Genomic DNA, 16,746 nt, shown 5'->3' on the forward strand with positions numbered 1-16,746 from the left:
GGAGCGTGGCGAGGGGGCTGAAAAAAGTTATCCCACTCTAACACATGGGATTTTAGGGATCGACCCAACGTCCATCCGCCTTAATCAGGTTGATCAACTCCTCTACGCCTTCAGCTTCTGGGACTTTCTTAATTTCATCTCGCCCCCGATACAAAGAGATATATCCGGGTTGCTTACCGACGTAGCCGTAGTCAGCATCCGCCATTTCACCGGGACCGTTGACAATACACCCCATGACGGCAATGTCGAGACCCGTGAGGTGTTTGGTTGCTTCCCGGACTTTTTGCAACACTGCTTCTAAGTTGAAGAGCGTCCGTCCGCAGGAGGGACAAGCAACATACTCCACCATGGTCTTGCGTAGCCCCAAGGCTTGCAGGATGCTGTAGCAGACGGGGATTTCCTTTTCGGGAGCCTCAGTGAGGGACACCCGGATGGTATCGCCAATGCCATCTGCCAAGAGGGTGGCGATGCCTGCGGTGGATTTAATCCGGCCATATTCCCCATCCCCCGCTTCTGTGACCCCTAAGTGCAGGGGATAACTCATTCCCTGTGCGTCCATCCGATGTGCCATCAGCCGATAGGCCGCCAACATCACCGGCACCCGCGAGGCTTTGAGGGAAATTACCAGATTTTGGAAATTTAGAGATTCACAGATGCGGATAAATTCTAAGGCTGACTGCACCATGCCCTCGGGGGTGTCCCCGTAGGTAAATAACATCCGCTCGGCTAAGGAACCATGATTGACGCCAATCCGCATCGCCTTACCTTGGTCACGGAGGCTAACCACCAATGGTTCAAGGGTTTCACGAATTTTCTCCCCAATCTCGTCAAACTCAGATTGGGTATACTCACTGCGGTTGGCTTTGGGCTTCTCAAAGACATACAAGCCGGGATTAATCCGCACTTTGTCAACATGTTTGGCCACTTCTAGGGCAATCTTCAGTCCATTGTGGTGGACATCAGCAACTAAGGGAACAGGTTGATAGGTGGAAAGTAATTGTTGCTTGATCTCAGCCAGGGCATAAGCATGGGCCAGACTGGGAACGGTAACCCGCACGATCTCGCAGCCAATTTCATGGAGCCGCCGAATCCCGGCGACTGAGCCTTCTACATCCAGGGTGTCTTCGTTGATCATGGACTGCACCACCACGGGATGCCCCCCCCCCAATGGTGACACTGCCAACACGGACGGGGCGTGTCTGGCGACGCTGAATCATCGTGTCTGGAGAAACTGGCTGGGTCGTCGCGATCGCAGCGGTGGGACTCGACAGAGTTTGCATAGGAGGTGAGCGTGGTGAGACAGCAGATTAAAGAATGCTTGAGAGTCTGGGAATCCAGCAATCTTGACAAGACACGCCAGAGAAAGCCCAGGATGGGGATTTCTAAATTCTGGGCTTTCTATATCCCAGATTGCCACAAATTCAGACAACCGCAGCTGCTAAGAATCAGGAGATCTCTGCAACCCCGATCAGGGGGACTGCGGATTCTCTGGCAAGACCCATTGGGCAGGAGCCATGAGTTTCTTGCGCAGGGATTCCTCGGCAATCTCTAACATTTTGTCCAGGGATGTTTTATGGATGAACTGGGTGGCGATGGTGGCGTATTCCCGATGGGGACACTGGTCTCCTAAGATACAACCGTTAATACAGGCTTCGGCACAATTGACAGTCACGGTCTCTCTCCAAGTCGTAACAGCAGCTTGGCAGTGATTCTATATTACCCTTGACCCAAAGAGTGGCTGCGGATTGAAAATGAATCCGGTTGCCCACGGCAGGTAAGGCTCGCGGAGCAATCTAGCGAGGGAGGAGCGGGGATGCCAATGACCGTCGATCTCGTCCAGGAAGCGGGTATGCTGTCACCCTTGAGTGTATGGATTAAGAGTTTTAAGGGGGGTATTTTTTCGAGGGTTTTCACCCCCGCCCGAAAATCTTGACAGATCACGTAGGTAATATCTGCAATTTAAGCGAGAAATTTACAGTTTTGGGCAGGTATTTACCCACTAACCTCTCCCTCAAAGTAAGGTAGAGTATCGGCAGGCAATCAATTTTCAACTATCGGCAGGCAGCAGATGGTGTCACCTCCCTGAGGGTAAACATAACTGCTGCCCCTCTAAAAATAGATCCACCGTCCGCATCGGCTACGATTGCTCACTGAGATTCAGTACTTCAGAAGCTAAAAGCAGAGGGAGTTTGTGACCATAAGGGTGCTACAGAATGAGCAAGAGCGCCTTGAAGTGCTGAGGCGATACGAAATTCTCGACACCCCCCCAGAGGCAGCGTTTGATCGCATGACTCGTATTGTGGCGCGGCAACTGATGGTTCCCATAGCCTGGATTAGCTTTGTTGATCAGTACCGAGTTTGGTTCAAATCAGTCTGGGGGTTGGAACTGAGTCAGATCGAAAGGTCTAAGTCTTGGTGTCAACAGGTGATTTTTCAAGCCGATACAGTGATGTTACCGGAGATTCTTCCCGGTGAATGGGGAGATTTGGGAGGCGACCCAACGATCTCTCCAGCGTTTTATGCCGGTGTCCCCCTGAAGACGGTTGATGGCTGGATTCTGGGTACCCTGAGTGTCCTGGATAGGATTCCTCGCCAGCTCAATAGTGATCAACTCACCCTCCTAGAAGAGATAGCCGCTACGGTTCTGGATGAATTAGAACTGCGGCTAGCGCTGCGTAAAGCCCGGGAAAGTGAAGCCCGACTCCATACCTTGGTAGAGCAGCTACCCTTCGAGTTTTGGCTACGGGATGTCAGCGGCAAGTGCCTGATGCAGAACTCCACTTCCATTGAGCGCTGGGGAAACCAGATCGGTCAACGTCCCGAAGCATCAGGGTTATCACCAGACCTACTCGCCACCTGGCAGACAAGTAACCAACGAGCCCTCACGGGAGAGGTTGTTCAGGGAGAGGTTCAGTACCATCATCAGGGGCGATCGCACACGTTTTTCAATATCGTGGCTCCGATCTGGGAAGCTGCCCAGATCACGGGAATTCTGGGGGTCAATATTGACATCACCGAGCGCAAGCGGGTGGAAGAAGCCCTTCAGGAAAGTGAGGCCAAATTTCGCACTCTGGCTGAAATGGTACCTGTGGGCATTCTCATTGCCACGGGGGCTCGTATTCGCTATGTCAACTCTGCTATGTCCGCCATTACCGGCTACTCACGGGAAGAGTTACTGGCCATGACCTTCTGGTATGTAATGGCTCCCGACTCCCGGGATCTGATGCGAGAGCAATGGCTGGCGAACCAAAATGCTGCCTTCCCCTCGCGCTATGAGATGAAAATTCTCACCAAGCATGGACTCCAGCGTTGGTTAGATATCACCACCAGTTCGATTGAGTTTGCAGGCCACCCCGCCACCTTGGGCACTGCCTTTGATATCACAGACCGGAAGCGGGTTGAGGAACAACTGGTCTATGATGCCTACCATGATCCGCTGACGGGCATCCCCAACCGGGCGCTGTTCCAGGATCGGGTCGGGCAGGCGATTCGTCAGGCCAAACGCTCCAAAGAGTCCCTATTTGGGGTGCTGTTTATTGACCTCGATCACTTCAAGACCATCAATGATACCTTAGGCCACCTGGTGGGGGATCAACTCTTGATTGCGATCGCCCAACGCCTGCGAGCCTGTCTGCGGCCAACGGATATGGTGGCTCGTCTCGGGGGCGATGAGTTTGCGATTTTGATGGAGAAAGTGAAGGATATCGAAGATACGATCTACGTCAGCGATCGCATTCTTAAGACCTTGGCAGAACCCTTCTATCTGGATGGTCACGAGGTTACCATCAGCGCCAGTATTGGCGTTACCCTCTATCGACCTGACTACAACAGCCCAGAGGATTTACTTCGGGATGCCGATCTAGTGATGTACCATGCCAAAGCAGCGGGTCGCGGCTGTTATAAGGTCTTTGACCCAGCGATGATAGCTTCCTAAATTTGAATGGATGGCGGAGCTGATGGCAGCGATTTGTGTGATGGCAGATCTGGGAGGGCGCTCCCAACCTGGGTTAATGCGGTGGTGGCAAACCTAAGGGGCTGCTGGTCGCTGCTCTAGGGAATTGATAGAGTGAGTCCATGGCTGAATCTCCTACTACCCTGAGTGGGGCCACAACCCCCAGTTTATTCCCTAAACCTTCCCTGGTTCTGTTGGTGGATGGTCACTCCTTGGCCTTTCGTTCCTATTTCGCCCACGCCAAAGGTCGGGATGGCGGACTCCGCACGTCTACAGGCATTCCTACCAGTATCAGCTTTGGGTTTCTCAAGACACTCCTAGAAGTGATCACCGCCCAACACCCCAATCATGTGGCGATCGCCTTTGATCTGAGGGAACCCACCTTCCGTCACGAAGCAGATCATACCTATAAAGAAGGTCGGCCCGAAACCCCAGAGGACTTTCACCCCGATCTCGAGAATTTACAGGAGCTGCTGCGGGCACTCAATATCCCAGTGGTGACCGCGGCGGGCTATGAAGCCGATGATGTGATTGGCACCCTCGCCGAACGGGCCAGCCACCAAGGCTATCAGGTGAAGATTCTCAGCGGCGATCAGGACTTATTTCAACTGATTGACCCTGACCATCAGATTACGGTGTTGCACCTGAGTGGAGCCTTTGCTCAACGGGAGGGACTCTCCGGCTCCAAAGAATTTCTCACTGCAACGGTGGAAGAAAAATTGGGGATCTTGCCCGCCCAAGTCGTTGACTACAAGGCGCTGTGTGGGGACAGTTCTGATAACATTCCAGGGGTGCGGGGCATTGGCCCGAAGACCGCAGTGCAACTACTGAAAACCTACGGTTCCCTTGACCAGATTTATCAGTCCCTCGAAAAAATTCAGGGAACCCTCCGGCAAAAACTGGAAGTAGGTCGGGAGTCTGCCCTCCATTCCCAGTTCATGGCACGAATTGTTCAGGATGTTCCCCTAGAGCTGACCCTGGCCGATTGCCAACTGCGAGGCTACGATCGCGATCGCTTGGTACCCTTGCTGCAAAAGCTAGAATTTCGCCAGTTCTTGAATCAGTTAGATCAGATTCAGGAAACCCTGGGAGGAACCGTGACGGCGGTGCCTACCCCCGATCTTTCCCCAGCCGATTCAGAGTCGGGGGACTTATGGTTCTTTAGTGCCGATGATACGGCAGCCGCCCAGCAGCAGCTTCCCCTGGCGATGCTCAAAGACCACTCTCCGAGCATCGCCCCCCAAATTATTGACACCCCGGCGCTGCTCAACGCCTTGATTCAACGGCTGCAAACCCATACCGACCCCACTAGCCCCGTGGCCTGGGACACTGAAACCACCGGACTGGAACCCCGGGATGCTGAACTGGTGGGCATTGGCTGTTGCTGGGGCGAGGGCCGTTCTGACATCGCCTACATTCCCGTAGGACACCAACAGGGTCAGAATCTCGACAAAACCCTGGTACTGGAATCCCTGCGTCCGATTTTAGAGAATCCTACCTACCCCAAGGTGCTCCAGAATGCCAAGTTTGACCGTCTGGTACTGTGCTGCCAGGGTCTTGATCTGGCAGGGGTGGTGTTTGATCCGATGCTGGCCAGTTATCTCCTCAATCCAGATGCCAGCCATAATCTCACGGATTTAGCCCACCGCTATTTGGGGATCACGGCCACCCGCTATACGGATTTAGTACCTAAAGGCAAAACCATAGCGGATATTGGGATTGCGGCGGTTGCGGTTTACTGCGGCATGGATGCCTATGCTACCTTCTGTTTGGTGCTTCCCCTCCAAGCTGAACTCGCGGCGATTCCAGCCTTACAGCAACTTTTGCAGACGGTGGAGCAACCCCTGGAACCCGTCCTCGCTGGGATGGAATATACGGGAATTCGCATTGACCAGCCCTACCTGCAAACCTTTTCTCAAGCCTTGGAACAGGACTTAGCTGCCATTGAACGGCGGGCCTATGCGGCGGCAGGGGAAACCTTTAATCTCAGCTCTCCCAAGCAACTGGGCATCTTATTGTTTGAAACCCTGCAGTTAGATCGGCGTAAATCCCGCAAGACCAAGACCGGTTATTCCACCGATGCGGCTACCCTGGAGAAATTGCAGGATGATCATCCAGTGGTGGAGGCGATTTTAGAGCACCGCACCCTCTCAAAACTCAAATCCACCTACGTCGATGCCCTGCCGCTACTGGTGCGGGCAGATACCCAGCGCGTCCATACGGATTTTAACCAGGCGGTTACCACCACGGGACGGTTGTCCTCTTCCCATCCCAACTTGCAGAATATTCCCATTCGCACTGCCTTTAGTCGCCAGATTCGCAAGGCATTTATGCCGGAATCCGGTTGGTTGCTGGCGGCAGCGGACTACTCCCAAATCGAGTTACGGATTCTCGCCCACCTCAGCCATGAGCCGGTGTTGGTGACGGCCTATCAGCAGCATCAAGATGTCCATACCCTCACCGCCCAACTCCTGTTCGAGAAGGAGACTATTTCCTCTGAGGAGCGGCGTCTGGGGAAGATTATTAACTTTGGGGTGATCTACGGCATGGGTGCCCAACGTTTTGCCCGGGAAGCCAATGTCAAAGCCGCCGATGCCAAGGTGTTTATTGATCGCTTTAACCAGCGCTATCCCTTGGTGTTTGCCTATTTGCAACGAATGCAGCGACAGGCGATCGCCCAGGGATATGTTGAAACCATCCTCGGTCGGCGGCGCTACTTCAACTTCAATAGTGAGAACCTCCGCAAACTCCGGGGGTGCCATCCAGAAACGATTGACTTAGAGCAACTGAAGCTACGGGATCAGGGGGATGCTGCCCTGCTACGGGCGGCGGCCAATGCCCCTATTCAGGGATCGAGTGCCGACATCATTAAAATTGCCATGGTGCGGCTGCATCAAGTCCTCAAGTCCTATCAAGCCCGACTACTGCTACAGGTTCATGACGAGCTGGTGCTGGAATTGCCCCCAGAGGAATGGCCTAGCTTGCAAGTTCAAATTACCACCACCATGGAACAGGCCGTGACCCTGCGAGTTCCTCTCCGGGTTGAAATTCACACCGGACAAAATTGGATGGAGACCAAATGACGGCGGCAATGGATGGCAGTCAGAGCATGAATCAGCCGCAGATACCCCCCGAGGATCTCTCCCCCGTTTGGCAATGGGTCATACAAGGCGACTATCCCAGGGCGATCGCCGAGTTGGAGCAGCGCCTTGAGCAGCAGCCCGGAGTACGAACTCATTACTGGTGGCTGGGGGTGGCGCTGCTATTGCAGGGACAGGAGTTAGAAGCCCAGGCCACCTGGCTGGCTGCAATCACCGACGGTAACCCAGAGGAGATCGACACTGGGGCCTTAGAATTGGGGGCTGTGTTGCTCTCCGTTGCCCAGCAACAGCAGCAGTCTGAGCAATGGGGGACAGCGACCCTCTTGTATCAACAACTGCTGGAATTTGATCCCAGTCATGCTGCTGCCTATCATGGCTTGGGGGTTTGTCAGTTACAGCAGGGAGAAGTCACCGCCGCCATCGCCACATTGTCACAAGCCCTGGAGCTGCAACCCCATGGGGCGGCAGTTCGCCTCGATCTAGGTATTGCCCTCTCGACCCACGGGGATCGAGGCGCAGCAATTCAGCAGTTTCAAGCAGCTCTGGAGCTGGAACCGGACAATGTGGAAGTGCTCCGCCACCTAGGGATGAACTGGGAGGATGAGGGAAATCCTGAAGCAGCGATCGCCTGCTATCAGCAGGCCTTGACCCTCCAACCCCACTTTCCTGCCGCCCACAACAATTGGGGCAACCTTCTGTTAGCCCAAGGGGTATCTGGAGGCCGCCGCCCACCATTACCACCAGGCGATCGCCCTGAATCCCAGCTTTTATCAAGCTCACTTTAATCTGGGCAACCTCTGCCAGATGCAACGCCAGTGGGAAGCTGCCACGGGTCATTATCAACAGGCTCTCCACCACAAGCCCGATCTGGTGATTGCTCACAATGCCCTGGGCTTGGTTTTGCAATCCCAAGGCTTGTTACCAGCTTCCTATGAGCATTTCCAGCAAGCCCTGAGCCTTAATCCCAACTTTGCCGAAGCCTATAACAACCTGGGCATTACCCTGGAAAAGTTGGGACAACTCCCCGCTGCGATCGCCCTGTTTCAGCAAGCCTTGACCCTCCGACCCGATCTGGTCGAAGCCCACACCAATCTGGGAAACACCCTGGAGCTTCAGGGGCGATATGCAGAGGCCGCAGAATGCCATCGGCAGGCGATCGCCCAGCGTCCCAACTTTGCCGCCGCATACATGAACCTGGGGCTGGTACTGCACAAGTTGAGTCAGCTCAGTGAAGCCGCAGCGGTGCATCAACAGGCGATCGCCCTCAACCCCCATCTGGCTGGAGCCTACTCCAATCTCGGGTTGACCCTACATGCCCAGGGGTTAGTCGCCGAAGCCATTCAGTGTTATCAACGCACCTTGGAGATTGACCCCGAGTTTGAAGTCGCCCGTTCCAATCTGCTCCACTGTCTGCTATTCAGCCCTGATCATTCACCAACAGAACAGGTCACCGAGGCTCACCACTGGGCAACTCGCCACGGATTGGTTCCCGCCTCTCCCCCTCCATCCTCCCTGCCAGACCCGAACCGTCCCCTACGGGTGGGCTATGTCTCTCCTGATTTCTGTACCCATTCGGTGTCTTATTTCATTGAACCCATCCTGGCTCACCACAATCCGCAGATCGTTGAAACCGTTTGCTACGCGCAGGTCTATCGTCCCGATGCGGTGACGCAACGGCTGCAACAGGCGGCGGGGAAATGGCACTTCACCCTGGGCTGGAATGATACTCAGTTGATCGAGCAAATTCAGGCCGATGGTATCGATATTTTGGTGGATCTAGCAGGACACACCGCGAACAATCGGCTGCGGGTGTTTGCCCATCAACCCGCACCGCTCCAAATCAGCTACTTGGGTTATCCGGCCACCACGGGTTTAACCCAGATGGACTATCGTCTCACCGATGCCTGGGCCGATCCCGTGGGGCAAACCGAAGACCTCTACACCGAAAAACTGGTGCGGTTGCCCCATTGCTTTCTGTGTTATCAACCCTTTGCCTCCGCCCCGGAGGTTGCTCCCTTACCCGCTCTCTCTGCCGGGCGCATTACCTTTGGCTCATTTAATCACCTGGCAAAAATGCAGCCGAAGGTGATTGCCCTGTGGGCAGAGATTCTCACGGCCTTACCCACTGCCCAGATCATGCTCAAAAACGGCTCTCTGGATGATCCAGCTACCCGCGATCGCTGCCGACAACTCTTTGAGGCGCAAGGGATAGATGCCCAGCGGGTGCAATTGGTGGGGTTCTTGCCCGCATCTCAGGATCATCTAGGACTTTACAACCAGATTGATATTGGCCTTGACACCTTTCCTTACAACGGTACTACCACAACCTGTGAAGCGCTCTGGATGGGTGTACCTGTGATTACCCTGGCTGGAACGGTGCATGTGGAGCGGGTGGGGATGAGTTTGCTGTCAGCGGTCGAACTCACCGATCTGGTCACCACTTCCCCCACTGCCTATCTAGCAAAAGCGGTGGAGCTAGCCCAGAACCTAGAGAAATTAGCCCAATGGCGAACCACCCTGCGGCAGCGCCTGGTCAACTCCACCCTCTGTGATCCGCCCCGGTTTGTCCACAGCCTAGAGCAGACCTACCGTCAGCTGTGGCAGAGCTGGTGTCAGGAGCAGTCGCCGCGACAACCGCAAGATAGCTAGTGAGGCACTGGCAGGATTGCCATGATGGGAGTTCCTTTCAGGTAACAATGATGACGATGTTCTTTGAGTTTGAAGCCGATTTTGTCGAGTCCCTGCGCTGCATCCCCATGGCGGTGCGCTGTAAGTTAGACACCTGTGGCATTAAACTCAAGCTTGCTCAGTGGCATCAGTTTTCCCAGGCAGAACGGCTAGCCCTGGTAGAGCTACCCTGTGTTACTGCCGATGAGGTACAGCACTATCGAGAACAGTTACAGGCTTGGGTTGTTCACTATACGGGCGATCGCCCCTCAGAATTAGCGATCGCCGCTATTCCCCCCTGGCTGGATGTGAGTGCGGTTCCAGAGAGTGTGCAGCAACAGGCAGGATGCTGGGGGGTTGTGATCACCCAAAAAAAGTGGGCCGGATTATCCGCTCTGCAACGCTTTGCCTTGATTAAGCTTGCCCAATCAAAGCATGAGCATCAAAATCTTTTACCAGCACTGCGGGAGTTTCACCTGCTTCTTTGACAGTCCCCAGGGCTGAAGTCAGAAGAATTCTTTAATCTACGAGCCAACCTGCTGGGGCCGGATGGCTGCAACTAACGTAGAGGTTGATGCTCCTAAAGATTTGCTCATAAGGCTTTGCCCATGATGGCGATCGCTTTAGATGAGGGTGCCAGCGGCCAAAATTTGTTCAACAGTGAAGGATACAGCGCTTTGCGCAACAGTCAGGCACAATAATGAGACAGAGAGAAGGAGGTTGAATGCCAGTTTAGTCGATGGATATACGAGAGAAGATTGTCTCAGCCTACGAAGCGGGAAATACCTCAATCCGTAAAGTAGCAAAACGGTTCATGGTCAGGAAAGGGGTGGTGACACGTCTGCTGCACCAGCAAAAGACAACAGGCGATCTCTCACCCAAGCCAGCCACTGGCGGTAAGGCAAGTCAACTGGCTCCCCATCAGGCTGAAATTATCGATATGGTCAATCAATACCCAGATTGGACACTGGAAGAATACTGTGAACACTGGCAAGAGCTATCGGGAAGGCGCTTAAGTGCATCGGCAATGTGTCGCTTTCTGAGCAGGCAAAATTTATCGCCGAAAAAAAACACTGCGCAGCGCCCAAGCCGCTACAGAATCGGGTCAGCAGCAACGGCTTGAGTATTGGAAAAGCATTAGAGACGTTGAACCCAGTAACCTTGTTTTTGTTGATAAAATGGGTGTCCTGCTGGGTCAAATGCGGACAATGGGCAGAAGACTTAAAGGTCTTAGAGCCTATGGCATCAAAGCATTTTATCGAGGCAAACGAGTAACAGTCATGGGAGCAATGAGTCACAATCGAGTCCTAGCGCTAGAAACCTTAGACCATTCCATGAAAGGGGATGACTTTTGTCACTTCATCAAAATGCAGCTCGTTCCCAAATTATGGAAGGGAGCTGTCGTCGTGATGGATAATCTGCCTGTTCACAAAGTGGAAGGGATTCAAGACATGATTGAATCTGCAGGGGCTCGAATCGTTTACCTGTCTCCTTATTCGCCAGAGTTTAATCCGATTGAGCATCTATGGTCGCAACTCAAAAGCTTGCTCAGGCGCGTTTGTCCAAAAACTTGGGAGGCGGTCGATAAACTGCTCAAGCTGGCAATACAACTCTCCAACCCTAGGCACTTTCGCAATTGGCTTCCCCACTGTTGCTACTGTCTCTCTTAGTTGCGCAATGCGCTGTATTAATTCACCCGCAAATCATAGAGTTGATTTTATAGTAGTCCAAAATAAGCTGTAAACTAAATTCACCTAAAATCCTTACCCAGAAAAAATCAAAATCTACAAGTGACTTATGACTGCTATATAACGGGTTATTTTCAAATGAATTACTACGCTCTAGCTCAAAAAATTAGTCAATCTATTAAACAAGCTTTAATAGAGGATTTGATCGCTCCTATATCTGAAGGAGAGCTTCCTCCTAGCCCAGCCAATCTGAAGTCAATCCATAAAGTTGACCATCTTGCAACTAAAGTTCTTTTAGAAGTCCTGGAAGGTTTTAACTGTAACATTTATGTGGAATCCCATTCACTTCAGCAACATAGAAATGCAAAATTTTCAATTTTTGTCGATCCAGTGGATGGCTCATTGAACTGGGATCGAAGAGTCGGTGATCCCTGCATTGTAGTGGCGATCTCCGAGAAAACCAAAGAAATTAAACTCAAAGATCTTGAATTTGCTTATGTAGAGGGACTTAGGTCAGGAGATATTTACTATACCGAAGCTTCAGCGTCCTATTATATCAATTATCTGATCCAGAAAAATATACAGATACAATGTCAAGGTAAGCCCTGTTTGGCGGATGCAATTGCTTATTTACGACCAGGTTACTCATTAGCCAAACAGCAATTAGAGGCAAGTTTACCAGTCTTTCTACTCTGTCGTGATATTCGAGCCTTTGATAACGCAGGCATGGAAATATGTGAGATTGCCCGGAATGCAGCAGATTTAATGATCGAAGCTAGGAAGGGTTCAGATAACTTTAATTTATTGAGTTACCCAATCTTGAAGTATGCAGGTGGTATTCTTTGTGATTTAGATGGTAACTCTCTGGATGAGATTAATATGGAACTAGAGCAACAAATTGATTACATTGTTTGTAACCATCAGCTGTTACTGGCAGAAGTTTTGCTGATCTTACAGACCATGAAAAAATCTCGATGTTATACAAAGGATAATCTTAGATTTTCGTATTAATCCTAGTAATCAGCAGCTTCTATTTTCCTGGTATACCACGGAAAATCTTATAATAGAAATAATGGAGCTAGCATTTTCGCTAAAAAAATTTAATTCAATTTCATCTTTAGTCGCGCTGACCATAATGTTAAAAACATAGAAAATCAAGACTTATCAGGTCATCTTGCAGGTTTTTGACCATATCTCGGCTCAATACCAAAATGAGATGCAGGGCATGGAGATTTAGAAAAAAATTTATCCCAAGGAATAATAGCAGGGGCATCATGACATACAATATCAATCATGGTAAGTAATAAAGGGATGGCGATATCATCCAAATCACCTTTATGGATCATATTTTCTACGGTTTTCCCAATTGCTAAAACTAAAGAAGCACCCTCAACAGTATCATTGAGCATGTGTTCGGCTTTAGCTTGACTGTAGGGTATATCTAATCCCAACAAACGACCCATACGGCTGTTACGTCCACCTTGACAGGTAACGTATAAATCACCGGAACCGGGAAGACCGTAAACACTTTCGGGTTGACCTCCCAGCCGATCTACTAAGTAGGCTGTCTCCCACATTCCTTGAGCAAAGATAGCCGCAGCCAAATTATGCATCTCTGCATCATTCACTGCTTTATTTGCTTTTTCCAAAAAGCCAATCACTAAACCGACAGCAAGGGCATAGACATTTTTTAGTGCCACACACACCTCAATGCCTAGAATTTCTGTACTTGTCCAAATATGATAGTAAGGAGTACGAAAACTAGAAGCTAGATATTCTAGCAAGGTGGGATTTGTACTGGTAAACATAACGCAAGTATGGCGGCGAGCAGCTAATTCTTTGGCAATAGAAGGACCACCAATAGCAGCAATTTGTATGCGATCGCTGATAGTATTTGGTAAATTGGCACGGATAACGTCAGGCAAAATCAATAATTTGTTGCCATCGCCTACCAATCCCTTTGTGACAACCAAGATTGGAATATCTGCTGATAATATCGGACTGAGGGCTTGGGCAGCCCATTCTATACCGTGAGAATTAACGCCGATTACAACCAGGTCTACACTTTTTATGGCTTCACTCAATTGGTCATATCTATAAGCTGTAACACTTTTTCCTATCTGGACACCCAAATGAGGATGGGGATAACCTGCTTGTAACTTATGAATAATATCACCGTCTAGGTGGGTTCCAACTAAATTAACGTTATGTTCATTATCGGTGAAAGGGATACTTAAGGCAGTTCCCATTACCCCAGCACCCAAAATTAAAATTTTCACCATTTTGCATCTAATTCCTATTTTTTAGACTTGAGTTAAATCAGCTAATCGCTGCACTAATGATTGCACGGTAGGAAACAATGGTTTATAGACTTCAGTGTACAGTTTTTCATAAATAGCTTGAGTTTGGGGGTTTGGTATGAAATGTGAACCTACACCCGTCATTGATGAAGCAGCAATCTTAATGTCAGGATACCACCCTACTGTCACAGCTGCGAGAATACCAGCTCCCAAACAAGTGGCTTCGGTAGTCTGAGAACGTACCACTGGCACACCGGTAATATCCGCCACAATTTGGCACCAAAGATTGCTTTGACTGCCACCACCCATAACTACGTACTCACTAAACCTTTGGTTCAGTGCTGCCATCACCTCATCGCCTACAAGTCTTTGTTCAAAAGCAATCCCCTCCAAAATTGCCCGATAAAGATGTTCTCGCCCGTGGGTTCCTGTCCAACCGATAGTAATACCAGAGGCGCTGGCATCCCAATAGGGATTCATGACATAATTCCAGTAAGGTACTAACATTAATCCATCTGCCCCTGGAGGTAGTTTTGCCGCCGCTGTTTCCAGAATTTCTTCCGGACTCAAATTCAAATTAAAACCACGTAAGTCGTTAGCAAATTTTTCTACAAACCAATTAATTGTGAATACGCCGCCCAACAACACAGTTTCCAGAAAATAAGATTGAGGAATCGGGGCATACATAGTTCTGAAAGCTGGATTTACAAGATAATCACTGCTGATAATCCCACTAACAATGGCTGTTCCTAAATTGAGATAGGCACGATTATTGCCAACAGCATTTGCACCCAAACCTGCACACTGACCATCTCCAGCACCAGCAATTACGGGTAAACCCTTAGATAATCCTGTTGCTGCTGCTGCACTTGAATTTACATAGCCAATTATCGAACCTGGTTGTACTAACTCGGCAAATTGTCCTTTTTTTAGACCTAAACAAGTGAGTAAATCATCTGCCCAAGTATTAGCCTGCATATCCACGACTCCCATTGGATCCGCAGAAGCTAAACTAGTGCGGAAATTGTTGGTCAAATGGTATACCAGATATCCATGAACATCTAAAAATTTGTAAGTACGAGTAACAGTTTCCATTTCATTCTCAGTTAGCCAAATAATTTTGGGTAGAGAAGGAGTCATGGCATTTGGTTTACCCGTCAGTTTGTTGATTTGTTCTGTGCCAATTTTCTCTGCCAAAAATCTCACTTGCTTACGGCTGCGTTTATCCATCCAGACAATGGCATTGCGAACTGCATTTCCTGCACTGTCTACAGCCACAAAAGTTTCTCGTTGATGGGTAATACAAACAGCCTCTATCTTTTTTTATCTATCTCAGCCAGTAATTGCTGGATAGCATTACAAGTACTATTCCACCATTGTGACGCATCCTGCTCATACCAATTTGCTTGTGGTTTTAATAGCGGATAAGTTGCCATTCCTTTGGCAATAGCTTTTCCTTCTCTGTTCCATGCGATCGCTTTACACGCTGTTGTACTACAATCAATTCCTATTACTAATTGTTGTTGATCAATCATTTTAGTAAGACCTACATTCCGCAGGGTAAAAATTGGTCTTTTATAGCATAGGCGATAAGCTCGACTTTATCCAAATCAGGCTGCGTTACATACCAAGTCAAGCCAATTTACAGCGGCTAGCTCAAGCACTGAACACGGAAGAGATCCTGTAACCCTTTCTCAGCAATGATTTTTGGAAATATGCTTGTGTCTAATGGACGTGCAAAACGCTGTACTAGTAGGAAATGCACAAAACCAGTACAGCAGTTTGCGAAACAGTTAAGCACAATACACAATAGAGGGAACCCATCAATCAATTAGCCAAAGAGATGAGAGCCTATTCTCTGGAACTACGACAACGTATCGTGAACACCTACACAGCAGGTAATATATCCATCCGCAAAGTCGCAGAACTGTTTCAAGTGAGCAAAAGTACAGTACAAGCTCTACTCAAACAGCATCGGGAACAAGGGACACTTTTCCCATTACCCGCAACAGGAGGTAGAACCAGTCACTTACAGGGGCAAGAGAACCTGCTACGAAGCATGGTGACGAACCATCCTGACTATACATTGTCTGAATATTGCGAGGATTGGGCAGACCAAACGGGCGAATGGGTGAGCCAGAGTACCATGTGCCGATGGTTGCAACAGCAAGGATTAACCCTGAAAAAAACCACTTAGAAGTAGCGAAGGCGAAACCGAGAACAATCAAATCAAGCGACTAGAATTTTAGGACAGGGTGCGTGAGGTGGCTCTGGAGGATTTGGTTTTTCTAGATGAGATGGCCCTGCTCCTGGGAATGATGTGGCTACTGGGAAGAAGCCAGCGAAGCGAGCGATTGTACGATAGCAAGCCTTTTTACCGTGGGAGTCGGGTCAGCGTTATTGGAGCAATTAGTTCCCAATCGATCCTTGCGCTCAAACCATGAGGCCAATCGAAGACCGGAGAACAATTCAAGACATTTTTGCAAGCCGATCTAGTTCCAAAGCTATGGAAAGGGGCTGTAGTGGTGATGGATAATCAGCTGCCCATAAGAGGGTGTTTTAAAAGTCGTTTAGTGAGTAAAAAAGRCTCACTCAGTGTAAGCTGCGAATATGTCGTACACAGCACTGAGAGAGCGTCATGAGTAAAGCTTACCCCAGTAATTTGTCTCAAGCCCAATTTGAACTACTCAACGACTTGATACCCGAGCCGAAATTCGGTGGTCGTCCTCGTAGCGTCGATATGTGGGATGTTCTGAACGCCAGTTTTCTATGTTTTGGTGGAGGGAGTGCGATGGCGAGGGTTGCCAGGGGATTTTCCGGCATGGCAAACCGTATACACCTACTTTCGTCAGTGGCGCAAAGATGGAACCTGGGTGCGGATGCACGACCGATTGCGAGAGTGTACCCGAATTGAACAGGAGCGTCATCGCAGCCCGTCGGAAGCGATTATCGACAGTCAAAGTGTCAAAAGTGCCGCTGGAGTGAGCCAATCGGTGGGCTACGATGCGGGCAAACAAATTAAAGGTCGAAAACGGTTT

The 16,746-nt window shown here is 50.0% G+C and carries 13 protein-coding genes and 2 pseudogenes; 10 read left to right on the forward strand and 5 right to left on the reverse strand.

The window, feature by feature from the left end; translation table 11 throughout:
- Positions 1-52 precede the first annotated feature (52 nt).
- Positions 53-1,280 (reverse strand): annotated as a pseudogene (gene ispG / locus DO97_RS02885) ((E)-4-hydroxy-3-methylbut-2-enyl-diphosphate synthase).
- Positions 1,281-1,468: 188 nt separating this feature from the next.
- Positions 1,469-1,672: a hypothetical protein gene (locus tag DO97_RS02890; RefSeq protein ID WP_036530987.1), complete on the reverse strand. Its 204-nt coding sequence runs from the start codon at positions 1,670-1,672 to the stop codon at positions 1,469-1,471.
- A 531-nt stretch (positions 1,673-2,203) separates the two neighbouring features.
- Between DO97_RS02890 and DO97_RS20465 the strand changes: the two genes are divergently transcribed.
- From DO97_RS20465 to DO97_RS02930, 8 genes are all read left to right on the forward strand, one after another.
- On the forward strand, positions 2,204-3,934 hold the full coding sequence (locus DO97_RS20465; protein WP_052128304.1) for a diguanylate cyclase domain-containing protein: 1,731 nt from the start codon (positions 2,204-2,206) through the stop codon (positions 3,932-3,934).
- A gap of 140 nt (positions 3,935-4,074) precedes the next feature.
- Entirely contained in the window at positions 4,075-7,035 is a 2,961-nt protein-coding gene (gene polA, locus DO97_RS02900; protein ID WP_036530988.1) for a DNA polymerase I, read from the forward strand.
- Positions 7,032-7,838 (forward strand): tetratricopeptide repeat protein, encoded by an 807-nt coding sequence (locus tag DO97_RS02905; protein ID WP_036530989.1) that lies wholly within the window; start codon positions 7,032-7,034, stop codon positions 7,836-7,838. The genes polA and DO97_RS02905 overlap by 4 nt, the downstream gene beginning before the upstream one ends.
- On the forward strand, positions 7,807-9,702 hold the full coding sequence (locus DO97_RS02910) for an O-linked N-acetylglucosamine transferase, SPINDLY family protein (protein ID WP_239651392.1): 1,896 nt from the start codon (positions 7,807-7,809) through the stop codon (positions 9,700-9,702). The genes DO97_RS02905 and DO97_RS02910 overlap by 32 nt, the downstream gene beginning before the upstream one ends.
- A 47-nt stretch (positions 9,703-9,749) precedes the next feature.
- Positions 9,750-10,208 carry a nitrate reductase associated protein gene (locus DO97_RS02915; RefSeq protein ID WP_072016328.1) on the forward strand — a complete coding sequence of 153 codons (459 nt, stop codon included), beginning with the start codon at positions 9,750-9,752 and terminating at the stop codon, positions 10,206-10,208.
- A 251-nt stretch (positions 10,209-10,459) separates the two neighbouring features.
- A complete protein-coding gene (locus DO97_RS02920; protein WP_052128306.1) occupies positions 10,460-10,843 on the forward strand; it encodes a helix-turn-helix domain-containing protein in 384 nt (127 codons plus the stop codon).
- A gap of 13 nt (positions 10,844-10,856) precedes the next feature.
- Positions 10,857-11,390, forward strand: a complete 534-nt coding sequence (locus tag DO97_RS30020; protein WP_072016329.1) for an IS630 family transposase — start codon at positions 10,857-10,859, stop codon at positions 11,388-11,390.
- Between the two features lie 156 nt (positions 11,391-11,546).
- Positions 11,547-12,419: an FIG domain-containing protein gene (locus DO97_RS02930; RefSeq protein WP_036531001.1), complete on the forward strand. Its 873-nt coding sequence runs from the start codon at positions 11,547-11,549 to the stop codon at positions 12,417-12,419.
- Positions 12,420-12,577: 158 nt separating this feature from the next.
- On the opposite strand, the gene DO97_RS02935 is transcribed toward DO97_RS02930, so the two are convergent.
- Genes DO97_RS02935 through DO97_RS27270 form a run of 3 tightly spaced genes read right to left on the reverse strand, consistent with a single transcriptional unit; the run spans position 12,578 to position 15,243 of the window.
- On the reverse strand, positions 12,578-13,690 hold the full coding sequence (locus DO97_RS02935) for an NAD(P)H-dependent glycerol-3-phosphate dehydrogenase (protein ID WP_052128307.1): 1,113 nt from the start codon (positions 13,688-13,690) through the stop codon (positions 12,578-12,580).
- Between the two features lie 21 nt (positions 13,691-13,711).
- The gene (locus DO97_RS27265; protein WP_052128308.1) at positions 13,712-14,986 is read right to left on the reverse strand and encodes an FGGY-family carbohydrate kinase; all 1,275 of its coding nucleotides are present in this window, start codon (positions 14,984-14,986) and stop codon (positions 13,712-13,714) included.
- Between the two features lie 35 nt (positions 14,987-15,021).
- The gene (locus DO97_RS27270) at positions 15,022-15,243 is read right to left on the reverse strand and encodes an FGGY family carbohydrate kinase (protein WP_204368443.1); all 222 of its coding nucleotides are present in this window, start codon (positions 15,241-15,243) and stop codon (positions 15,022-15,024) included.
- 308 nt (positions 15,244-15,551) lie between these two features.
- On the opposite strand from DO97_RS27270, the gene DO97_RS02945 reads away from it, so the two are divergent.
- Positions 15,552-15,905, forward strand: coding sequence for a helix-turn-helix domain-containing protein (locus DO97_RS02945; RefSeq protein WP_036531003.1), 354 nt, complete (start codon positions 15,552-15,554; stop codon positions 15,903-15,905).
- Positions 15,906-16,346: 441 nt separating this feature from the next.
- Positions 16,347-16,746, forward strand: a pseudogene (locus DO97_RS02950) (IS5 family transposase); the annotation flags it as partial.

The sequence above is a fragment of the Neosynechococcus sphagnicola sy1 genome, assembly GCF_000775285.1.
GTDB lineage: Bacteria > Cyanobacteriota > Cyanobacteriia > Neosynechococcales > Neosynechococcaceae > Neosynechococcus > Neosynechococcus sphagnicola.

Excerpts from the sequence above, each read along its gene's own strand:
- DO97_RS02905 (WP_036530989.1), top strand. The coding sequence starts at position 7,032 with ATGACGGCGGCAATGGATGGCAGTCAGAGCATGAATCAGCCGCAGATA.
- DO97_RS02935 (WP_052128307.1), bottom strand. The coding sequence starts at position 13,690 with ATGGTGAAAATTTTAATTTTGGGTGCTGGGGTAATGGGAACTGCCTTA.
- DO97_RS27270 (WP_204368443.1), bottom strand. The coding sequence starts at position 15,243 with ATGATTGATCAACAACAATTAGTAATAGGAATTGATTGTAGTACAACA.
- DO97_RS02930 (WP_036531001.1), top strand. The coding sequence starts at position 11,547 with ATGAATTACTACGCTCTAGCTCAAAAAATTAGTCAATCTATTAAACAA.
- DO97_RS02915 (WP_072016328.1), top strand. The coding sequence starts at position 9,750 with ATGATGACGATGTTCTTTGAGTTTGAAGCCGATTTTGTCGAGTCCCTG.
- DO97_RS02945 (WP_036531003.1), top strand. The coding sequence starts at position 15,552 with ATGAGAGCCTATTCTCTGGAACTACGACAACGTATCGTGAACACCTAC.
- polA (WP_036530988.1), top strand. The coding sequence starts at position 4,075 with ATGGCTGAATCTCCTACTACCCTGAGTGGGGCCACAACCCCCAGTTTA.
- DO97_RS02920 (WP_052128306.1), top strand. The coding sequence starts at position 10,460 with ATGGATATACGAGAGAAGATTGTCTCAGCCTACGAAGCGGGAAATACC.